16 protein-coding genes are annotated in these 18,542 nt (G+C 67.5%); 6 read left to right on the top strand and 10 right to left on the bottom strand.

Translation table 11 applies throughout. The features are described from left to right. Positions 1-26: 26 nt before the first annotated feature. Both TO66_RS18310 and TO66_RS18315 read right to left on the bottom strand, forming a co-directional pair. On the bottom strand, positions 27-1,175 hold the full coding sequence (locus TO66_RS18310; RefSeq protein WP_218187720.1) for an NAD(P)-dependent alcohol dehydrogenase: 1,149 nt from the start codon (positions 1,173-1,175) through the stop codon (positions 27-29). 49 nt (positions 1,176-1,224) lie between these two features. Continuing rightward, positions 1,225-1,797, bottom strand: a complete 573-nt coding sequence (locus tag TO66_RS18315) for a flavodoxin family protein (RefSeq protein ID WP_044463598.1) — start codon at positions 1,795-1,797, stop codon at positions 1,225-1,227. Between the two features lie 168 nt (positions 1,798-1,965). On the opposite strand from TO66_RS18315, the gene TO66_RS18320 reads away from it, so the two are divergent. The 5 genes from TO66_RS18320 to TO66_RS18340 all read left to right on the top strand — a co-directional run bounded on the left by TO66_RS18320 (position 1,966) and on the right by TO66_RS18340 (position 7,961). Beyond that, a complete protein-coding gene (locus tag TO66_RS18320; protein WP_044463599.1) occupies positions 1,966-2,382 on the top strand; it encodes a helix-turn-helix domain-containing protein in 417 nt (138 codons plus the stop codon). 152 nt (positions 2,383-2,534) lie between these two features. After that, on the top strand, positions 2,535-4,037 hold the full coding sequence (locus TO66_RS18325) for a methylenetetrahydrofolate reductase C-terminal domain-containing protein (RefSeq protein WP_044463600.1): 1,503 nt from the start codon (positions 2,535-2,537) through the stop codon (positions 4,035-4,037). Positions 4,038-4,220: 183 nt separating this feature from the next. Then, positions 4,221-5,477, top strand: a complete 1,257-nt coding sequence (locus TO66_RS18330; RefSeq protein WP_044463601.1) for an HlyD family secretion protein — start codon at positions 4,221-4,223, stop codon at positions 5,475-5,477. 49 nt (positions 5,478-5,526) lie between these two features. Further along, entirely contained in the window at positions 5,527-7,749 is a 2,223-nt protein-coding gene (locus TO66_RS18335; RefSeq protein ID WP_082061172.1) for a peptidase domain-containing ABC transporter, read from the top strand. Between the two features lie 5 nt (positions 7,750-7,754). Continuing rightward, a complete protein-coding gene (locus tag TO66_RS18340) occupies positions 7,755-7,961 on the top strand; it encodes a hypothetical protein (RefSeq protein WP_044463602.1) in 207 nt (68 codons plus the stop codon). A gap of 284 nt (positions 7,962-8,245) precedes the next feature. Here the strand turns inward: TO66_RS18340 and TO66_RS18345 are convergent, their stop codons facing one another. From TO66_RS18345 to TO66_RS18370, 6 genes are all read right to left on the bottom strand, one after another. Continuing rightward, entirely contained in the window at positions 8,246-9,445 is a 1,200-nt protein-coding gene (locus TO66_RS18345; RefSeq protein ID WP_044463603.1) for a 3-hydroxybenzoate 6-monooxygenase, read from the bottom strand. Positions 9,446-9,485: 40 nt separating this feature from the next. Continuing rightward, positions 9,486-10,127, bottom strand: coding sequence for a maleylacetoacetate isomerase (gene maiA / locus TO66_RS18350; protein ID WP_044463604.1), 642 nt, complete (start codon positions 10,125-10,127; stop codon positions 9,486-9,488). A 30-nt stretch (positions 10,128-10,157) separates the two neighbouring features. Then, positions 10,158-11,534, bottom strand: a complete 1,377-nt coding sequence (locus TO66_RS18355) for an aromatic acid/H+ symport family MFS transporter (protein WP_044463605.1) — start codon at positions 11,532-11,534, stop codon at positions 10,158-10,160. 57 nt (positions 11,535-11,591) lie between these two features. Further along, positions 11,592-12,290: a fumarylacetoacetate hydrolase family protein gene (locus tag TO66_RS18360; protein ID WP_044463606.1), complete on the bottom strand. Its 699-nt coding sequence runs from the start codon at positions 12,288-12,290 to the stop codon at positions 11,592-11,594. A 29-nt stretch (positions 12,291-12,319) separates the two neighbouring features. Next, positions 12,320-13,369, bottom strand: a complete 1,050-nt coding sequence (gtdA, locus tag TO66_RS18365; RefSeq protein ID WP_044463607.1) for a gentisate 1,2-dioxygenase — start codon at positions 13,367-13,369, stop codon at positions 12,320-12,322. A gap of 99 nt (positions 13,370-13,468) precedes the next feature. Beyond that, positions 13,469-14,788 carry an OprD family porin gene (locus tag TO66_RS18370; RefSeq protein ID WP_044463608.1) on the bottom strand — a complete coding sequence of 440 codons (1,320 nt, stop codon included), beginning with the start codon at positions 14,786-14,788 and terminating at the stop codon, positions 13,469-13,471. A gap of 117 nt (positions 14,789-14,905) precedes the next feature. On the opposite strand from TO66_RS18370, the gene TO66_RS18375 reads away from it, so the two are divergent. Beyond that, complete coding sequence (locus tag TO66_RS18375; protein ID WP_044463609.1) at positions 14,906-15,868, top strand: LysR substrate-binding domain-containing protein; 963 nt, start codon at positions 14,906-14,908, stop codon at positions 15,866-15,868. Positions 15,869-15,918: 50 nt separating this feature from the next. Here the strand turns inward: TO66_RS18375 and TO66_RS18380 are convergent, their stop codons facing one another. Together TO66_RS18380 and TO66_RS33410 are read right to left on the bottom strand one after the other, a co-directional pair. Next, positions 15,919-17,727: a hypothetical protein gene (locus TO66_RS18380; RefSeq protein WP_156162079.1), complete on the bottom strand. Its 1,809-nt coding sequence runs from the start codon at positions 17,725-17,727 to the stop codon at positions 15,919-15,921. A gap of 228 nt (positions 17,728-17,955) precedes the next feature. Beyond that, positions 17,956-18,402, bottom strand: coding sequence for a hypothetical protein (locus TO66_RS33410; protein ID WP_156162080.1), 447 nt, complete (start codon positions 18,400-18,402; stop codon positions 17,956-17,958). Positions 18,403-18,542 lie beyond the last annotated feature (140 nt).

Genomic DNA, 18,542 nt, shown 5'->3' on the forward strand with positions numbered 1-18,542 from the left:
GGCGCGCTCCGGGCGAGCCGCGCCGGTCAGCCCTGGGTATCGATGAGGATCACCGGTTTGAGGGTCAGGCCCGTTTCGCTGTCGTGCGCGGCCTGGTTGATCTGCGCGAAGGGATAGAAGCGGATCAGCCGGTCGAAGGCGAAGTGCCCCTGCCGGTACAGCTCGATCAGCTGCGGGATGAACACGTCCGGCACGCTGTCGCCTTCGACGATGCCGAAAATATGCTTGCAGTTCTGCATCAGGTCGTTGGCGTCCAGCTCCAGGTTGGTCCCCGGCCTCGACGCGCCGACGATGCCGCAGCGGCCCCGTGGGCGCAGCGCCGCGACCGCCGAACGGATCACCGCCGGGATGCCGGTGGAGTCCAGCGCGAAGTCGACGCCCGCCCCCGTCACCTCGCGGATGACCGCCACCGCGTCCTGCTCGCGGCTGTCGACCACATGGGTGGCGCCCAGCTCCCTGGCCAGTTCCAGGCGCGAGGGCAGCACATCGATGGCGAAGATCGTGGTCGCCCCCGCCGCCCGGGCGGCAAGGATCGCGCTCAGGCCCACGGCGCCGCCACCGAAGGCGGCGAAGCTGGCCCCGGCCCCGACTTTCAGGGCATTGAGCACCGCCCCGGCCCCGGTCTGGATCCCGCAGCCCAGGGGCCCGAGCAGCTCCAGCGGCACATCCTGGCGGACCTTGACCACGTTGCGCTCGTTGGCCATGGCATAGGCGGCGAACGACGACTGGCCGAAGAAACGGTCGTTGAGCGCCGTGCCGCTGTGGTCGCACAGCGCATGGGAACCGTCGCTGCGCTGGCCGGAAAAATTTAGTGGGTTGAACTGCTCGCAACTGGCCGGTGCGCCTTCCAGGCAGGCCCGGCATTGGCCGCAGGAGAGAAAGGTCAGCACCACGTGATCGCCCGGCGCCACCTTGGTGACGTCGGCGCCGACGGCCTCGACCACCCCCGAGCCTTCGTGACCCAGCACGATCGGCTGGGGCACGGGATAGACCTGGTCGCGCGCCACCATGTCGGTGTGGCACATCCCGGCCGCGACGATCCGCACCAGCACTTCGTCGTGCCGCGGGGCGCCAATCCGGATGTCTTCGAGTTGAAACGGGCCGCCCTGCTGGCGCACGACGGCGGCGGTAAAGGCATTGGCAACGATGCTCATGATGGTGGCTCCGACAGTCATGGAATCGGCCCCTGCGGCGCCGTCTCGGCAACGCCGCAGGGGGGACAGGTCACGCCAGGCGCGCGGCGAACTCGGCGACCCGCTTGCCCAGCAGCACGGCGGTCTGCAAGTCACCGGCACGTGGTGCTTCGTCAGGCGAGGCATCGGACGGCGAAACCGCCAGCGCGCCGCCAAAGCCCGCGGTCCAGTTCACATCGGCCGGGCCATGGGCCTTGGTGTTGGCCGGCAACAGGCCGGTGCCGACCCAGACCTGCCCGTGCTGCTGCGACAGCGTCCAGAAATACTGGATGGTCGAGAACTTGTCGCCGTTGACCGAGGCGGAGTTGGTGAACCCCGCCGCCACCTTGTTCTTCCAGGCCTGGCCGAACCAGGACTTGGAACTGGCATCGGCGAACTTCTTGAACTGCCAGGCCGGGCCGCCCATGTAGGTGGGGCTGCCGTAGATGATCGCGTCGGCGTTGCCGATCTCGGTCCAGGCGCTTTCCGGCAGGTCGCCGTTGGCATCGATCTGATAGAGCCTGGCCTGGGTCCCGGCGCTGGAGGCGGCGCCTTCGAGCACGGCTTCGGCCTGCTTGGTGGTGTGGCCGTAGCCGCTGAAAAACACAATCGCAACGGTGGTCATGGGTCGATTCCTTACAGAAAAATGCAGAACGGGTTGAGCGTAACCAGGCAAATCCGCAAGATCGGTATCTTCCCGCCACCTGGTTTCCGCAAGAAACTATAGGGGCTCGACCTGGCGTCGAGAAGAACGCACCCCCGGCCCACTTGGTTACCTCGAGGAAACCTGCCCATGAATGCCCCCGCCCACTGGAACCCCTACGCCGCCCAGTGCCCGACCCGTTGCGTGCTGGACCGGATCGCCGACAAGTGGACGGTGCTGATCCTCGGCCTGCTGCAGCAACGGACCTGGCGCTTCAACGCCCTGCTCCGGCAGATCGAGGGTCTGTCGCAAAAGGTCCTGTCGCAGGCCCTCAAGCGCCTGGAGCGCGACGGGCTGGTCAGCCGCACGGTGTTCGCCACGGTGCCGGTCACCGTCGAATACGCGCTGACGCCGCTGGGCACCACCCTGTCGCAATCCCTGCGCGTGCTGATCGACTGGTCGGAGGCCAATATCGAAGCGATCACCGCGGCGCAACGGGCCTACGACGCCAACCTGGGAAAAACCGCCGCGGGCGCGCAGGCTGGCGAAACCGCCGACGCTCGCTGAGCGCTACGCCCAAGCAACGGCGCCCGCGCGGCAAACAGCCAGCGGCGCCGTCGCGCATGTCTCTTTCAGAGCAATTCCCTGCGCATTCGGACAGGCGCGCCGGCGCCGCCTGCTGCAGAATCGCCCTCTGACCTGAACCGGTGTCCCGCCCCATGACCCTGCTGAACAAGGCGCTGAGCGAGCAAAGCTTCGTCTGCATCCTGGAATTCGTGCCCAAGCCCGACGCCCGGCGGTTCGCCGCCGTCGAAGCGCTCATGGCCCGCTCGCAACTGTGCGACTGGCCCTTGACCCTGGCCATCGCCGACCGCGTCGGCAACCCGCTGGAGATGTCGCCGCTGGAGGCCTTTCGCAGTCTCGGGCAGCCCGTTCCGGCGCTGCTGCATTTTTCCGGCAAGGACCGCGAACGCCAGGACCTGCTCGCGCAACTGCCGCTGATGGACGCGGCCGGGGTGCAGCAACTCCTGTTGCTCACCGGCGACCGTCTGTCCGGCCATCGGCCCGGCCAGCGCCCGGTGCGCTACCTGGAATCGGTCGCCGCCCTGCAGAGCGTGCGCCAGGCCCGCCCCCATTGGTGGCTGGCGGCCGCGCTGAACCCCTTCAAGTACCGCGAGGAAGAAGGCGGCGCGCAGTATTTCAAGGCCGAGAAGAAGCTCGCGGCCGGCGCCGACTGTTTCATGCTGCAACTGGGCTTCGACGCGCAAAAACACCTCGAAGCCATCGCCTGGATGAACCGCCAGCCCAACCCCAAGCCGCTGATCGCCTGCATCCTGGCCCTGACCCAGGGCCGCGCGAGGATGCTCGACCAGGTGGCGGGCGTGGTGGTCACGCCCTCCATGCGCGCCCTGGTGGACGCCGAGGCGGCCGTCTCCAAGCACTACGCCCGGGAACGCAGCATCGAGCGCCTGGCCCTGCAAGCGATCGGCCTGAAACTGATGGGCTACGCCGGCATCAACCTGTCGGGCATCCATGACCTGGACCAATTGCTCGCGCTGGAACAGGCCATCAATGCCTGGCAGCCTCGCGTACCGTCGCTGGAGCAGTGGCGCGCGGCCTGGGACGCCGCCTGGCGGATGCCCGGGCTGGGCCCGGTGAGCTTCCACCCGGTCGAAGCGAACTGGCAGCTGGGGGAGTCCCGGGTCGGCGCTTCGCCCAGGGAACGAGCGCGCTATCACCTGCTCCACGGCATGCACTCGCTGCTGTTCGACCGCAGCACCTGGACCAGCCGCGCCTTCGGCTGGGCGGTGCGCCGCCCCCTGTGGTCGAGCACAACCGGCGCGCTCTGGCTGCATCGCCTGGAACGCGGCCTGAAACGGCCCCTGCTGGGCTGCGACACCTGCGGCAGCTGCCGCCTCGAAGACACCCTCTACATCTGCCCCGAGACCTGCCCCAAGGGGCTGGCCAACGGCCCCTGCGGCGGCACCTCGCTCAACCGCTGCGAGTTCGGCGACCGCGAATGCATCCACAGCGTCAAGTACCGCACCGCCAAGGCGGTGGGCCAGAGCGCAGTGCTCAGCCAGCGCCTGATTCCCTGCGTGGAGGTCGGCAACCGCCATCGCAGCTCCTGGCCGCGCTGGTTCGACAACCCGCCGTCAACAGCACAGGCGCCACGGCATGAGCGTGACAATGCCGGCACCGTGGCGGTTTCCAAGGACTGACGAAGGCGCCAGCTCAAGCGCCAAATGAAAGGGACACTTCCAGCCTTAAACAGGATGAGTCTGATTTACGCCAAACATTAGGCGGAGCAAGACTGTTCGCCCTTTTTTTGGCCGGATCGACATGCATCGCTCATTCCTTTACGGGATCCTCGCCGGTCCCTGCGCGAAACACCGGGCAGCTGCATGAGCGGTACGCTTTACCGCCAGGAGGCGCTGCACGCGAATCGGCGCAGCACCCTGGGCGGCGTCGCGCTGTATGTCGGCGTACATCACCGGTTACTGGCCGCGGCCGCGCTGCTGTTCGTCGTAAGTGTGGCGATGTTTCTCTACAACGGCAGCTATACCGCCCGGGAACGCGCCACCGGCGACCTGTTGCCGGAACAAGGCGTGCTGAACGTCGTGCCTGCGACCGCAGGTGTGGTGACCCATGTCTTCGTGCAGGACGGCCAGCAGGTCGAGCGCGACGCGCCCTTGCTTGCAGTATCCACTGAAGTTGCCACCGAACTGGGTGAAACCCGCGCGCTCATCGCCCGTCGCCTGCGCCAGCAACGGGCAACCCTGGAACTCGACCTGGGCGCCCAATCGGCGCTCGCCCTGGGCGTGGTCCACGAGTTGCAGGCACGCATCGCCTTGCTCGAAGGGCAACGGCTTGAAGCCACTCACGAGATTGCCCAGCGCCGCCAGCAGGCCGATCTGGCACGGGAAAAGCTCGCCCGCTGGCGTACCTTGCGCGACAAGGGATTTGTCTCGGACGGCCGGCTCGCCGACGAGCAAGCCACGGTACTCGAGGCGCAAGTCCGGGTTCGGGAAGCCACCAGCCGCCGGCTCGAGGTCGAGCAGAAACTGGCCAGCGCCCGTCAGCAACTGAGAGAGGCGCCCATCGCGGCCGATCTGCGACAGCGCGATATCGAACGCCAGCTCAACCAGCTCAACCAGCAGATCGCCGCCAACCAGGAGCAGCGCGAAACCCTGCTGCGCGCCCCGCAGTCCGGCACTGTCGCCGCGCTGCTGGCCATTCCCGGGCGCGCCGTCGCCAGTGGCGAGACGCTGGTCGCCTTGCTGCCCAAAGACTCGCAGCTGCAAGCGCGGTTGTTCGTCCCGAGCCGGGCGATCGGCTTTGTCCGCGAAGGCGATCGGGTCGTGCTCCGCTACCAGGCTTATCCCTTCCAGAAATTCGGCCTGCAGTACGGCCGGGTGATCGACGTCTCCCGTACTGCGCTGTCTGCGCGCGATGTCGCAGCGCTTACCGGCAATCCTGCGGTGCAGGGCCAGCATTACCGGGTCATCGTCGCCCCCGACCGGCAGGACATCGACGCTTACGGACGCAGCGAGCGCCTGCGGGCGGGCATGGCGGTCGACGCCGACATCCTGCTGGAGCGGCGACGCCTGGTCGAATGGCTGTTCGAACCGCTGTACGCCATCGGCCGCCTTGCCCAATGAAGCCAGCCCCGCACCCAACGTCCTGCCCACGCACAGGAAGCCCGCCATGATGAAGCTTCTCGACAAGCTGCCTGGCGTCGGGCGCAAACGCCTGCCGCTGATACTGCAAGCCCAGATGGCGGAATGTGGCCTCGCCTGCCTGGCCATGATTGCCTGCTATCACGGGCACGACACCGACCTTGCCGGGCTGCGGCGCCGCTTCATGCCGTCGGTGCGCGGCGCCAGCCTGAACGACCTCGTCGCTCATGCCGCTCAGCTGGGCCTGGGTGCCCGGGCATTGCGCCTCGAACTCGATGAGCTGAGGCATTTGTCGCTGCCGTGCATGCTCCATTGGGAGATGAATCACTTCGTCGTCCTCAAGCAAGTCGCCCGTGACCATGTGGTGGTGCACGATCCGGCGCGCGGCCTGCGACGCCTGACATTCGCCCAGCTCTCCCCCTGCTTCACCGGCATCGCCCTGGAGCTGCACCCGGTGGCGTCGTTCGCACCGGTGGGCGACAAACCCGTCCTTTCCCTGGGCAGACTGATAGGCCAGGTGAGCCGCATCGGGCAGGCCCTGGCCTTGATGCTCGCCCTGTCGCTGGCGATCGAAATGGCCGGCATCCTGACCCCGCTCTATCTGCAATGGGTAGTCGACCAGGTGCTGGTCTCGGCGGATATCGATCTGCTGTCGCTGCTGGCGCTCGGTTTCCTGCTGCTCACGCTGTTTCACAATCTGTTCGACGGGTTGCGCGCCTGGGCCCTCAGCAGCTTCTCCAGCCAATTGAACGTGCAATGGAGCACGGCGGTGTTCGCCCATCTGCTGAGACTACCGATCGGCTACTTCGAACAACGCCATGTCGGTGATGTGGTCTCGCGCTTCAATGCGGTCCACGAGATCCAGCACACCCTCACCTCGCGCTTCGTCGGCACGCTGCTCGATGGCCTCCTCGCCGTGGTCACCCTGGCGGTGCTGTTCGCTTATGAAGCGACGCTGGCCGGGTGGATCCTGGCCTCCTTCTGCGCCTACGCCCTGGTGCGCTACCTGGCGTTCCGCCCGCTGCGCAACGCGCAGGAAGAACATCTGGTGCATGCCGCGCGCGCCGAGACCCTGCTGCTGGAGTCAATCCGTGGCGCCCGCGCGCTGAAAATCGCCAACCAGCAGGAGCCACGCACCCACGCCTACGCCAACGCGGTCGTCGATGCGGCGAACCGCCAGGTCAGGGTCCAGCGCCTGTCGATCTGCTTTTCCTCGTTCCAGCACCTGCTGATCGGCGTGTCGCGGGTCGTGCTGATCTGGGCCGCAGCGCGCCAGGTGCTCGATGGCGGGTTCAGCGCCGGCATGCTGATGGCCTTCATCAGCTATGCCGACCAGTTCATGACCCGTGCCTCGGGCCTGATCGATGCGCTGATCGAGATCCGCATACTGCGCCTGCATGGCGAACGTCTCGCCGACATCGTACTGAGCGAAGTCGAAGCGCAGAGCGGTGCCGGTCCTGCCCCAGTGGCCCCCCGTACCGAGCCGGCCCCTGGGATAGAAGTGCGTGGAGTGCGCTACCGCTACGCCGACAGCCAGCCCTGGATACTCGACGGCTGCGGATTTGCCGTTGCCCCCGGTGAATCGCTGGCGCTGGTCGGCGCCTCGGGGCAAGGCAAGTCCACCTTGACCAAGCTGCTGCTGGGGCTGGTATCGCCGCAGGAAGGCTGCGTGCTGGTCGACGGCGTCGACCTGCGGACCATTGGCCCGCGTGCCTACCGAGACAGGATCGCGTGCGTCATGCAGGACGACATCCTCTTCGCCGGCACGATCGAGGACAACATCAGCTTCTTCGCCGCGGAACCGGACCGCGCCCGCATCGAAGAAGTGGCACGGCTGGCGCAGATCCACCACGACATCGGCGCGATGCCGATGGGCTACCAGACCCTGGTCGGCGATATGGGCGATGCCTTGTCCGGCGGCCAGCGGCAACGGGTGCTGCTGGCGCGCGCGTTGTACCGGCGACCGTCGATCCTGGTATTGGACGAGGCGACCAGCCATCTGGATATCGACTGCGAACGGCGGGTCAACGCGGCCATCGCCGAATTGCCGATCACCCGGATCATCGTCGCGCACCGCGCGGAAACCATCTTGAGCGCGGATCGCGTGATCGAAATCGAAGGCGGCCAGGCGCGCGAGGTCGTCGACGCGTCAGCCAGCCTGCGCAGCCACAAGGCCTGCGACCCCATTCGGCCGGATTGGCCGGCCGAAGCGGACGTGCCGGCAGACGGCCGGCACGCCACACCCAAGGAGTAATCTCTATGCGCACGCTCACTCAAGAGGAAATGACCGTGGTCACCGGTGGTGGCTTCAACGGCATGAGCAATATCAGCGGCAACACCGGCAACGGCAAAGGCAATGGCTCGGTGGGTATCGGCCTGAACATTCCCGGCACCAGCACCGGCACCGGTAAAGGCGGCCAGGGAACCGGCAGCAATATCGGTGGCAAGTCGTCGGGCATCAAGTAACGCGCCCAATCGCCAATCATAAAAAACGGCAACGGCCCGGCAGCCAACGGGTTGAACCCCCTGGCTGTCGCGGCTGGCAACACTTGCCAGATACCCCCGGGTACCTGGCAAGCCTGATCAGGACCACGACTCGATCTGCGGGCAAAGACCAAAGCGGATCGACCTGTAGCTCCCCTCTCTCGCCTGCACTGCCATTCCCCTGCCGGCAAAGCCCGCGAGGCGCTGGCGATCGGCCTGGTCAAGAAGGTCGTGACCAAGGGCTGCGCCCTGGAGCGCAGCAGCGCCTACGCCAGGCAGTTATCGACATTCCAGCCATACAGCCATTGCACCGCCTCGTAGAACTGCGCCTGGCTGCGCCCCTGCCACAGGCTGTTGCGCACGCTGCGCTCGACGCCCTGGGCGTGGTAGAGCCGGCCCATTTCCCGGGTCGACCAGACCACCCGCGCGGTCCGCGGGATCCGCACCGACTCGTACAACCGGAACGCCGCCTGCAGGTCGTGACCGCAGGCCTTGACCGCTTCGCCCAGGGTCACCGCGTCCTCCAGGGCCATGCAGGCGCCCTGGGCCAGGTACTGGCTCATCGGGTGGGCCGCGTCGCCGAGCAGCGTCGCGTGGCCCTGGCCCCAGCGCTCCACCGGCTCGCGGTCGGCGGTGGCCCAGCGGCGCCAGGAATCGGGAGTGTCCAGCAGCCGGGCCGGGCTCGGATGGATGCCCTGGAAGTAGGACAGCACTTCTTCCTTGCTGCCATCGCGCACGCCCCACTCTTCCGGCTCGCGGCTATGGAAGGTGACCACCAGGTTGTACTGCTGGCCGCCGCGCAGCGGGTAATGCACCAGGTGGCACCGCGGGCCGGCCCACAGCACCGGGGCGTTGACCCGCAGCTCTTCGGGCATCTGCCGTTGATCCACCACCGCGCGGTACACCACATGCCCGGTGACCCGCGGCGCATCGCCCAGCAGGTGGTCGCGCACCACCGACTTGACCCCGTCGCAGCCGACCACCGCGTCCGCCTCGTAGCGCTGGCCCTGCTGGTCGACCAGCACCACGCGCGATCCTTGCAGGTCCATGTGGCTGATCCGGGTCGAGGTCTTGAAGCTGATCAGCGGGTCCTGCTCCACCGCCTCGAGGATCGAGCGGTGGATGTCGGCGCGGTGAATCACCCCGTAGGGGTTGCCGAAACGTCGCTGGAACGCTGCGCCGACGTCGATGCGCAGCACCTCGCTGGCATCCACCGCATCCATCATCACGATGTGGTCGGTGTACACCGAACGCCGCCGCGCCGCCTCGCCGGCGCCCAGGGCATCCAGCGCGGCATAGGCGTTGGGCCCGAGCTGGATGCCGGCGCCGATCTCGCCGATCTGCGCGGCCTGCTCCAGCAGTTGCACGCGGATCCCCTGGCGCGTCAGGGCCAGCGCCGCGGCCAGGCCGCCGATGCCGCCGCCGACGATGATGATTTCTTGTTGTTGTTTTTTAGCGTGGTTCATTGCTGCTACCTCTGTGGAACGATGCGCTCGGGAAGAGCAATCAGGGGATGTAGTCCGGTTGCCGGTCCGGGGCGGCCTGCTGGAACGCCGGCTGCGCCAGGCAGTGCCGGTAGATCGCCAGGGTCAGCTCGCAGCGCTCCAGGTCGCAGCCCATGCGCAGCGCATTGGCCACCTGGGGCACCAGGCAGCAGTCGGCCAGGGTCGGCTGCTCGCCAAAGCAGAACGAGCCGTGGCCATGGCGTTGCAACAGGCTCTCCAGGGCCTCGATGCCTTGTTCCGCCCAGTGGCGGTACCACTGGTTCTTCTGCTCGACGCTCACCCCGAGCCGGTCGTGCAGATAGGCCAGCACCCGCAGGTTGTTGATCGGGTGGATGTCGCAGCCGATCAGCTGGGCGACTTCCAGCACCCGCGCCCGCGCCAGCGGCTCGCGGGGAATCAGGCGCACCGCGGGATGCAACTGGTCCAGGTAGTCGATGATCGCCAGCGACTGGCCGAGGCTGACCCCGTCGTCCGTCACCAGCAGCGGCACGCTGGCGCTGGGGTTGAGCGCGCGGTACTGCGCCGAGCGCTGCTCGCCGCCGCGCAGGTTGACCGGCACGCAATCGAACGCCAGGCCCTTGAGCGCCAGGGCGATACGTACCCGATACGACGTCGAACTGTTGAAGAAACTGTAAAGCTGCATGGTTGCGCTCCTGGCACATCGAACGGGAAATCAGGGCTGCGCCGGAGCTTCGACTGGCGCAGCCGGGGCCGGGCGATAACGGCGGCCCATGAGGTACATCGCGCCGGCGGCGATCAGCGCCGGCGCCATCAGCAGGCTGAAGATGTCGTTGAACCCCAACCCCAGGCTGAGCATCAGGCCGCCGCCCAGGGTCCCGGTCACCGAGCCGATACGCCCGACGCCATGGGCCCAGGCCACCCCGGTGGCGCGGCTGGCGGTGGGGTAGAAAGCCGAGGCCAGGGCGTTGGCGCCGACCTGGGTACCGCTGATGCAGGCGCCCATGCCGGCCACGCACAGCACCAGCGGGTAGAACGACTGGTAGTACTGGCCGATGGCCCAGAGGAACCCCGCGCCGCACACATAGGCCAGGGTCAGCACGCGCCAGGGGTCGAGGCGATCCATGGTGGCGCCCAGGCTCACCGCGCCGACCGTGCCGCCGATCTGGAACATCGCGCTGATCAGTGCCGCCTGGCTCAGGCTCAGGCCGGTGTCCTTGATCAGCAGCGGCAGCCAGTTGGTCATCAGGTAGATGATCAGCAGGCTCATGAAGAATGCCGTCCACAGCAGCAGGCTGCCGCGGCTCAGGGGTCCGCGCAGGATCTGGCGCACCGGCGACACCGCCGCGCCCCCCGCCACTCCCGCGTCGCCCAGGTCGAAGCGGCCGTTCCAGCCCGCGGGCAACGGCCCGATGCGCCGCAGGATGGCACCGACCCGCTGGTGCTGCCCGGGCTTGCGCACCACCAGGAAGCGCACCGACTCCGGCAACAGCCAGACCAGCACCGGCACCAGCAGCAACGGCAGCACCCCGCCCAGCAGCAATACGCTGCGCCAGCCATGCAGCGGCACCAGGTGCGCCGCGACCACCCCGCCCAGGGCCGAGCCCAGGGTGAAGCCGCAGAACATGCTGGTGACCATCAGCGAGCGGCGCCGTTGCGGGCAGTACTCGGACGTCAGGGTGATGGCGTTGGGCATCGCCCCGCCCAGCCCGAGGCCGGTGAGAAAACGCAGCACAGTGAGGCTTTCCAGGTTGCTGGCGAAGGCCGCGGCGACGCTCCAGCCACCGAAGAACAACACCGAGCCCAGCAACACGGTCTTGCGCCCCAGGCGGTCGGCCAGCGGCCCGGCGGCGAAGGCACCGAGCATCAGCCCGAGCAGCGCCGCGCCCAGCACCGGGTTGAGCTGGGCCGGGCTCAGCCCCCACTCCTCACGCAGGGCCGGGGCGATGAACCCCACCGCGGCGGTGTCCAGCCCGTCCAGCGCGGTGACCAGAAAGCACAACAGCAGAATCAGCCACTGGAACGGCGCCACCGGCTGCCGGTCAATGAAATCCTGTACATCCACACTGTTGTTGTTATCAGTGGAAGACATGCTCGAACTCCAGCGGCCAGGGCTGGCGCCCGGGCCGCATCAGCAAGGAAGGAAGGTTCAGATAACCCGCACGCGCAGCTCGCCCAGGGAGTCGATGCCCCCCAGCATCAGCTCGCCGGCCACCACCGGGCCGACGCCTTCGGGAGTGCCGGTCATGATCAGGTCGCCCGGTTGCAGCTCGAAGAAACGCGACAGGTAGGCAATGGTTTCCGGTACCGACCAGATCAGCTGGTCGATGTCGCTGCGTTGCTTGTCCTGCCCGTCGACCTGCAGCCAGATCGCCGCGTGTTCCAGGCCCGCCAGTTGCGCGGCCGGGGTCAGCGCGCCGATCGGCGCCGACTGGTCGAAGGCCTTGCCCAGTTCCCAGGGCCGGCCCATTTCCCGGGCCTTCATCTGCAGGTCGCGGCGGGTCATGTCCAGGCCCACCGCGTAGCCCCAGACGTGCTCGTTGGCCCGCTCCAGGGCGATGTCGCGCCCGCCCTTGCCGATGGCCACCACCAGCTCGATTTCATAGTGGTAGTTGGTGGTCTCGGCGGGATACGCCAGCTCCAGGGTCTGGCCGTTGCCGACCGGCACCACGGCGTCGGCCGGCTTGCAGAAGAAGAACGGCGGCTCGCGGTCCGGGTCGAAGCCCATCTCCCGGGCGTGGGCCGCGTAGTTGCGACCCACGCAGTAGACGCGGCGCACGGGAAAGCTCTGGTCGCTGCCATTGATCGGCAGCGCGGTAACGGCAGGCGGGGTAACGACGTAAGTCATGGTCGGCTCCAAAGTCTGGGCTGGAAGGTTCAAGGGGTCTGGCGGGATTCGCGCAGGATGCCCAGCGCTTGCTGCACCGGACGGTCGGAGAAGCTGAACAGCACGCACTCCTGCTCGCACTGGAAACGCACCGGCGCCCAGCTGGGCACCACGAACAGGTCGCGGGGTTCGAAGTCGAAGCGCTCGGCGCCGATGAACACGCTGCCCTGCCCCTCCACCACGCTGAACACGCTGGCATCGGTGGCGCGGTAGGTCTGGCCGCGAAAGCCGCGCGGCAGGATCTGCATGAAGGTGGCGATGGTCGGCATCGGCCAGCCGCCGGTGGCCGGGTTGACGTAGCGCAGCTTGACCCCGTCCCAGGGGTCGATCTGCTCCTGGCGCAGCAGCGTGTCCAGGGCCTCGCGGGTGCGGCTGTAGGGGTAGCTGAAGATCGGCGACGTGGACGATTCGACCCGGTGCCGCACCGGCAGCATGTTCATGCCGAAGCGCGCCAGGCTGTTGCCTTCCGGACGCAGGATCGGTTGCTCCGCGACCTCGTCGTTCTCGGCGAAGCCGGCATCGAAAAAACGCACCAGGGGAATGTCCAGGCCGTCGAGCCAGATCACCGGCTCGCCGCCGTCGGCCGCACCGGGGTTGCCGTGGTCATGCCAGGTCCAGGACGGGGTGATGATGAAGTCGCCCGGCTCCATGGTGGCGCGTTCGCCATTGACCGCGGTGAACGCGCCGCGGCCCTCGACCACGAAGCGCAGGGCCGACTGGCTGTGGCGGTGGCTGGGGGCGATCTCCCCGGGCAGGATCAGTTGCAGGCCGGCATACAGGCTCGACGTGATCGACGCCTGGCCACGCAGCGCCGGGTTCTCCAGGACCAGCACGCGGCGCACCGCCTCCTGTGCCGAGATCAGCCGCCCCGCCTCGCTCAGGTAGGGGCGCAATTCGCGGTAGCGCCACAGGGCGGCGACGCAGGCGCCGGCCGGTTCCCGGGGCACCAGGTTATGCAGTTGCTCCCACAGCGGGAACAGGTGGTGTTGATCGATGCGCTGGTAGAAGTCCGCGCGCAGCCCGTCGCTCTTGTTATTCATGGGGACACCCTTGCCGGTTGTGTGGCCTGATTATCGAACCGATACCTATGCATGAATAATGGTATTTATGGATCAACCCATACCCGAAAACACATGGCATCAGAAAGACAGCGGGTACTCGACTATGACCCGCCATTCGTCCAGGTCCGGCAGGTCCGCGCGCTGCACCGCGGCATCGGAACGCAGGGTGGCCTGGCGCACCCGCAGCGATAGGTCGCGCGCCGGCCCGCTCTGCACCACGTAGCGCAGCTCCAGGTCGCGCTCCCAGCGGCTGCCGTCGTCGATCGCCTGGAAGCGCTGATAGGCGCCGCCGGCGTACCCCGAACCGTCGATGCCGGCACTGCGCAGGTAGCGCCCCATCAGGCTCAGCCCGGGCACGCCGAACTCGGCCAGGCTCAGGTCATAGCGCAGTTGCCAGGAACGCTCGTTGGGCAGGTTGAAGTCGGCGTTCTGCGACTTGTTGGCGAGAAAACCGATGGCATCGCCGGGCATGGCGCCGAACCCCAGGTAGTCGAACGGCTCGTCGCCCTCGATCACCTGCCGGGCCAGGGTCAGCTTGTGCGGGCCGAAGGCGTACGCGAGGCTGGCCGACCAGGCGCGGTTGTCGATCGGCCCGGCCAGGGCCTTGCCACTGTCGCGGGTGCGATAGCCGGTCAGGGCCAGGCTCAGCGTATGGCGCGCGTCGATCGGCCAGCGATAGTCGGCGCTGACGAAATGCTGCTGCCACAGGTCCTGGTAGTCCGCGCTGAACGCGCCGAGCTTGAGCCGCGGCGTGGCCTGGTAGAAACCGCCGAGGTAATCCACCTGGCGCACGTCCAGGCGCGCGTAGAAAGCGCTGAGCGGGCCGTCGCGGTTGGTCGAGTCGACGCCGTTGCCGGAGGTGAAATGCCCTGCGTCCAGGCTCAGCCCGGGCCACTCGCCGCTGAGCAGTTGCAGGCCCTGGGCGGACGATGGCAACAGCCGCGCCGTGGCCATGGCGAACACCGGGTTGCTGGGCATCAGGTCGCCGTACTTGAGCTCGGTGGCCGACCAGCGCAGCTTCAGCGCACCGCCTGCCTCGGCCCACTGCCGCTGCGGATCGCCGTGGCTGTCGGTGGGCATCAGCATTAGCGGCGAGCGCCGGCGGCTGCCATCGAGCCGCAGGCCGAGCATGCCGAACGCATCCACCCCGACGCCGACGTCGCCCTGGGTGTAGCCGGAGCGTAAGTCGAGGATGAAGCCCTGGGCCCATTCCTCGCGCACATTGGCGGGCCCCAGGTCACTGCGGAAATCGCGATTGAAGTAGAAGTTGCGGCTGGTCAGCCTGAGGTGGCTGTCTTCGATCAGGCCGGCCGCGGTGGCCTGGTCCTGAGCCTGGAGCAGCGCGCTGGCGCCCAGCAGCGACACGCCCAGGACGGTAGTCGGGTAAGGCATTGGCATGGCGGTTACACCCTGTCTTGTTGGAATTGTTCAGGTGGTGCGGGGCGATTATTCCGGGCTCATGCATATGCGAATAATGCTATTTTCTGATCAACCCATACATCTAGAGGTATACCCATGGCCGCCGACTGGACCCGCCGCCTGCGCATGCAGCACCTGCAATTGCTGGTCAGCCTGGAAGAGACCGGCAGCGTCAGCGAGGCGGCGCGGGTCACCTTCAGCACCCAGCCGGCGCTGTCGAAATGGCTCAAGGAACTGGAAGACGACGTCGGCGCGCCGCTGTTCGAGCGCCATGCCCGGGGCCTCAAGCCCACGCTCCAGGGCCTGATGCTGCTGGGGCATGCGCGCCGGGTATTAAGCGAGATGGACCGCGCCCAGCAGAACCTCGCCGCGCTGCAAGATGGCAGCTCCTACCGGGTGGCCATCGGCACCTCGCCGGCCTCGGCGCCGAACCTGGTGCCGGCGGCGATCATGAAGTTCCTCGAAGGCCACCCCCGGGCCCAGGTCGAACTGCACGAAGGCACCATGAACCACCTGCTCGACCGCCTGGAGCTGGGGCAACTGGACCTGGTGGTGGGCCGCCTGGACAACTACGCGCCGCGCAGCAACCTGCACAGCGAACTGCTCTATGACGAAGCCATGCGGGTAATCTGCCGCCCCGGCCATCCGCTGACCGAGCGCGAACATCTGGACTGGCCGGACCTGCGCGGCTACGACTGGATCGTCTGGCCCCAGGGCACGCCGATCCGCAGCAAGCTGGACATGGCCCTGACCAGCGTCGGCCAGGGGCCGCTGCCCTATCGCATCGAGTCCTCGTCGCTGATCGGCAACCTGTGGCTGCTGCAATACAGCGACATGCTGTCGATCGCTTCCGAGCGTGTGGCCGAGCACTTCACCCGGCGCAAGCTGGTGGTGCCGCTGGCGTTCGAGCTGAACGCGATCGGCTCGCTGGGCATGTGCTGGCGCGACGAACCGCATCCCGACCCGAGCCTGCCGGCGCTGCTGACCAGCCTGCGCTTCGCCGCCGAGCGCCAGTCATCGGACTACGCGGTGCCGCCCGCGACCCAGGGCTTGGACTAGCCGGCGCGGGGCGTCATGGCCTGCGCCGAGCCGCCCGCTGGCGCCGCCCGTTACCAGGACAACGCCTGGGCAATCCGGCTGGCCTCGGCCTCGGTCTGGCCCGTGCGCAGCAGCGGTGCCCGCAGCAACGCGCGCTGGTCCTGGCGATCCACGACCCAGAACGCCATGCCGGTCGGCGTTGGCCGTTGGGCACCGGTGAGCGGGTCCACATCGGCCTCGGTGTCGTCCCCTGTCCGCCCGGTGACCTCGAACAGCCATTTGCGGCCGACGGCCGATGCGGCCTCGGGCCCGGTCGATTGGGGCACGAACGTGGCCTTGCGCAAACGTCCGGCCTGCAGGTGCAGCGTGTCGGCCATGAAGCGCCGCAGCGTCGACTCGAGCTCATCGTCGGCAGACACCTTCAGGCCCGCGCTCAGGCCCAACTGCCCGCCGGTCTGCACATTCTCGTAGTAGAAACGATTGGCGGCGCCATAGCTCAGGCGATAGGTGCCCACGCGCATCGGCAACTGCATGCCCGTCGCCCTGTTGACCAGGGCATCCGTGCCTTCGGGCATCTGCCATCCCCACAGGGCATCGCTGTATTGCCACTCGAGGAAGGCCCTGTTCAAGGCGACGGCCTCGCGGTTGCGGCCCTGGCGGTAGGCAATATCGGCGGCGTGGTCCAGCGCCGTCTGGTAGAGCCCGCCATCGGGATCGCCACCGTTGTACCGCCAGGCAGAAAGCGCCCGTTCCAGCGAGCGACGGGCGTCCTCCAAGGCCCCGCGCCGGTACTGTGATACACCGACAACGGTATTCAGGCGGGCGACTTCCAGGGCAAAGAACCCGTCGGGCAGCGCCTGTTCCGCCAACTCGCCGGCCTCGCGCCAGCCCCCGGGCATCGCCCACAGCCGATCGATTTCCCGGTCCTGCTCGGCCAGGGTGCGCTCCCGGAACAACGGATGCTCGCCCTGCCAGCGCAGCGTGGCGAACAAGGTGCCGAGCTGCTCCCGGGCCCGGGCCTCGTCCTGCACGTTGAACTCGACGGTCGCCTGCAGGCGCCAGTCGCCGTTGAGTGCGGTCCAGATCCCTTTGAAAACCGCCTCGCCCTCGTCCTCCCACTGCGCTCCGCCCTTTGTCGACATCAGGCCGTCGAAAGGCAGGTCCGGCATCGCCGACACCCGTGCCTGATTGTCCGGCGTTCCGTGATAGCGATTGAGTACCTCCCGGCGCTGGGTCGCATCGCGTGCGCGCTGGGTTTCGTCGTAATACACCGTGATCTCGGCGCTGAGCGGACCGTTCGCCAGCGCCTGGGTATAGCGCACGCGAGCGCTGGCGTCGCGCTTGGCGGCCGGTTCGAACTGCGTCAGCTTCCACTGCCCCACCAGCAGCGGCAGCGCCAGGCCGGCAAGCTCATAGCGCAAACGCGGCTCGTCCGGTGCCAGGCGCCAGAGCCCGGCATAGGGATTGGCCAACGTGAAGAGTTTTTCCTGCAGGCGGGTCACCTGCGCCCGTTCACCTGCCAGCATGCTCGCCTCGATGGCCACACCCAGCAGCCCGACGCCGTGGTAGTCGCGAATACTGCTCGCCGGCGCCTGGGCGGCCGACGCGGCTTGATACGCCAGCTGCTCTTCGGCGGCGGCACGGGCTTCGGCGTATTTCCCCTGTTTGAACAGCACGTTCACTAGCAGGGTGCCGCCCTCCAGCATCGCGCGGATGCCGTTGACGCCCTCCTTGCGGCCGGCCTCCATCGCCACCCGCGCCGCGACCGCGGCCTCTGCGAGGGACTGCTCGCGCTCCAGGCCCTGGGCCTTGAGCAAGAGAATGTAGGACGTCTCCTGCTTCGACTGCGCAGCCCAGGCGGTGCTGCACAGTGACAACACCAGGGCCACCCAGAACGAACCGTATCGATTTCGCTGTCGGCGCGTCACGCCAGTTCCCTGGACAGACGCCATACAGGTGCGACTCATTGTTCAACTTCTCCATAAGACAGGGCTGCTTGAGCCGTTCACTCTTCCTGATCAAGGGGGCCTTGACGCTACTGGCCGGCGGCTCCCGAACCCGACTCGAACAGCCCGACCTGCTTGCCCGCCCCACGAGCGGACGCAACTCTATCTTTTCTTGCCGCCAGGCGCCCGCATTCCGCTGCCGGGCAAGCGCCTTTTGTTCAACCCATCGAGCACAGCAGCCCGAACAACCGATCTGCATCGCTGCCAAAACACCACGAAATCATCTGCCGAAACCCCGCCTCCGTAGCCGCTGCCGAGCCCCAGCGAGGCTGCGATCGAGGCCGAAGGACTCGCCAACCAAACACCGCGTTTTTCCAGATTCAACGCGGCGCCAGGCTTGGCGGCCCTGCGGGCCGATCGCAGCCTCGCCAGGGCTCGGCAGCGGCTACACAAAGCCTGTCGGTCGGAAGAACCGATTTGCATCGATGCCAAAAACACCACGAAATCACCTGCCGAAACGCCGCCTCCGTAGCCGCTGCCGAGCACCAGCGAGGCTGCGATCGAGGCCGAAGGACTCGCCAACCGAACACCGCATTTTTCCAGGTTCAACGCGGCGCCAGGCTTGGCGGCCCTACGGGCCGATCGCAGCCTCGCCAGGGCTCGGCAGCTGCTACACACAGCCTGTCGGCCGGAACAACCGATCTGCATCGATGCAAAAAAACACCGCAAGTCCACCTGCCTGAAAATCG

Source organism: Pseudomonas sp. MRSN 12121 (assembly GCF_000931465.1).
GTDB lineage: Bacteria > Pseudomonadota > Gammaproteobacteria > Pseudomonadales > Pseudomonadaceae > Aquipseudomonas.

Bases quoted from the DNA above. Each gene is read 5' to 3' on its own strand.
- TO66_RS18310 (WP_218187720.1), bottom strand. From the start codon at position 1,175: ATGACTGTCGGAGCCACCATCATGAGCATCGTTGCCAATGCCTTTACC.
- TO66_RS18315 (WP_044463598.1), bottom strand. From the start codon at position 1,797: ATGACCACCGTTGCGATTGTGTTTTTCAGCGGCTACGGCCACACCACC.
- TO66_RS18320 (WP_044463599.1), top strand. From the start codon at position 1,966: ATGAATGCCCCCGCCCACTGGAACCCCTACGCCGCCCAGTGCCCGACC.
- TO66_RS18325 (WP_044463600.1), top strand. From the start codon at position 2,535: ATGACCCTGCTGAACAAGGCGCTGAGCGAGCAAAGCTTCGTCTGCATC.
- TO66_RS18330 (WP_044463601.1), top strand. From the start codon at position 4,221: ATGAGCGGTACGCTTTACCGCCAGGAGGCGCTGCACGCGAATCGGCGC.
- TO66_RS18335 (WP_082061172.1), top strand. From the start codon at position 5,527: ATGAAGCTTCTCGACAAGCTGCCTGGCGTCGGGCGCAAACGCCTGCCG.
- TO66_RS18340 (WP_044463602.1), top strand. From the start codon at position 7,755: ATGCGCACGCTCACTCAAGAGGAAATGACCGTGGTCACCGGTGGTGGC.
- TO66_RS18345 (WP_044463603.1), bottom strand. From the start codon at position 9,445: ATGAACCACGCTAAAAAACAACAACAAGAAATCATCATCGTCGGCGGC.
- maiA (WP_044463604.1), bottom strand. From the start codon at position 10,127: ATGCAGCTTTACAGTTTCTTCAACAGTTCGACGTCGTATCGGGTACGT.
- TO66_RS18355 (WP_044463605.1), bottom strand. From the start codon at position 11,534: ATGTCTTCCACTGATAACAACAACAGTGTGGATGTACAGGATTTCATT.
- TO66_RS18360 (WP_044463606.1), bottom strand. From the start codon at position 12,290: ATGACTTACGTCGTTACCCCGCCTGCCGTTACCGCGCTGCCGATCAAT.
- gtdA (WP_044463607.1), bottom strand. From the start codon at position 13,369: ATGAATAACAAGAGCGACGGGCTGCGCGCGGACTTCTACCAGCGCATC.
- TO66_RS18370 (WP_044463608.1), bottom strand. From the start codon at position 14,788: ATGCCAATGCCTTACCCGACTACCGTCCTGGGCGTGTCGCTGCTGGGC.
- TO66_RS18375 (WP_044463609.1), top strand. From the start codon at position 14,906: ATGGCCGCCGACTGGACCCGCCGCCTGCGCATGCAGCACCTGCAATTG.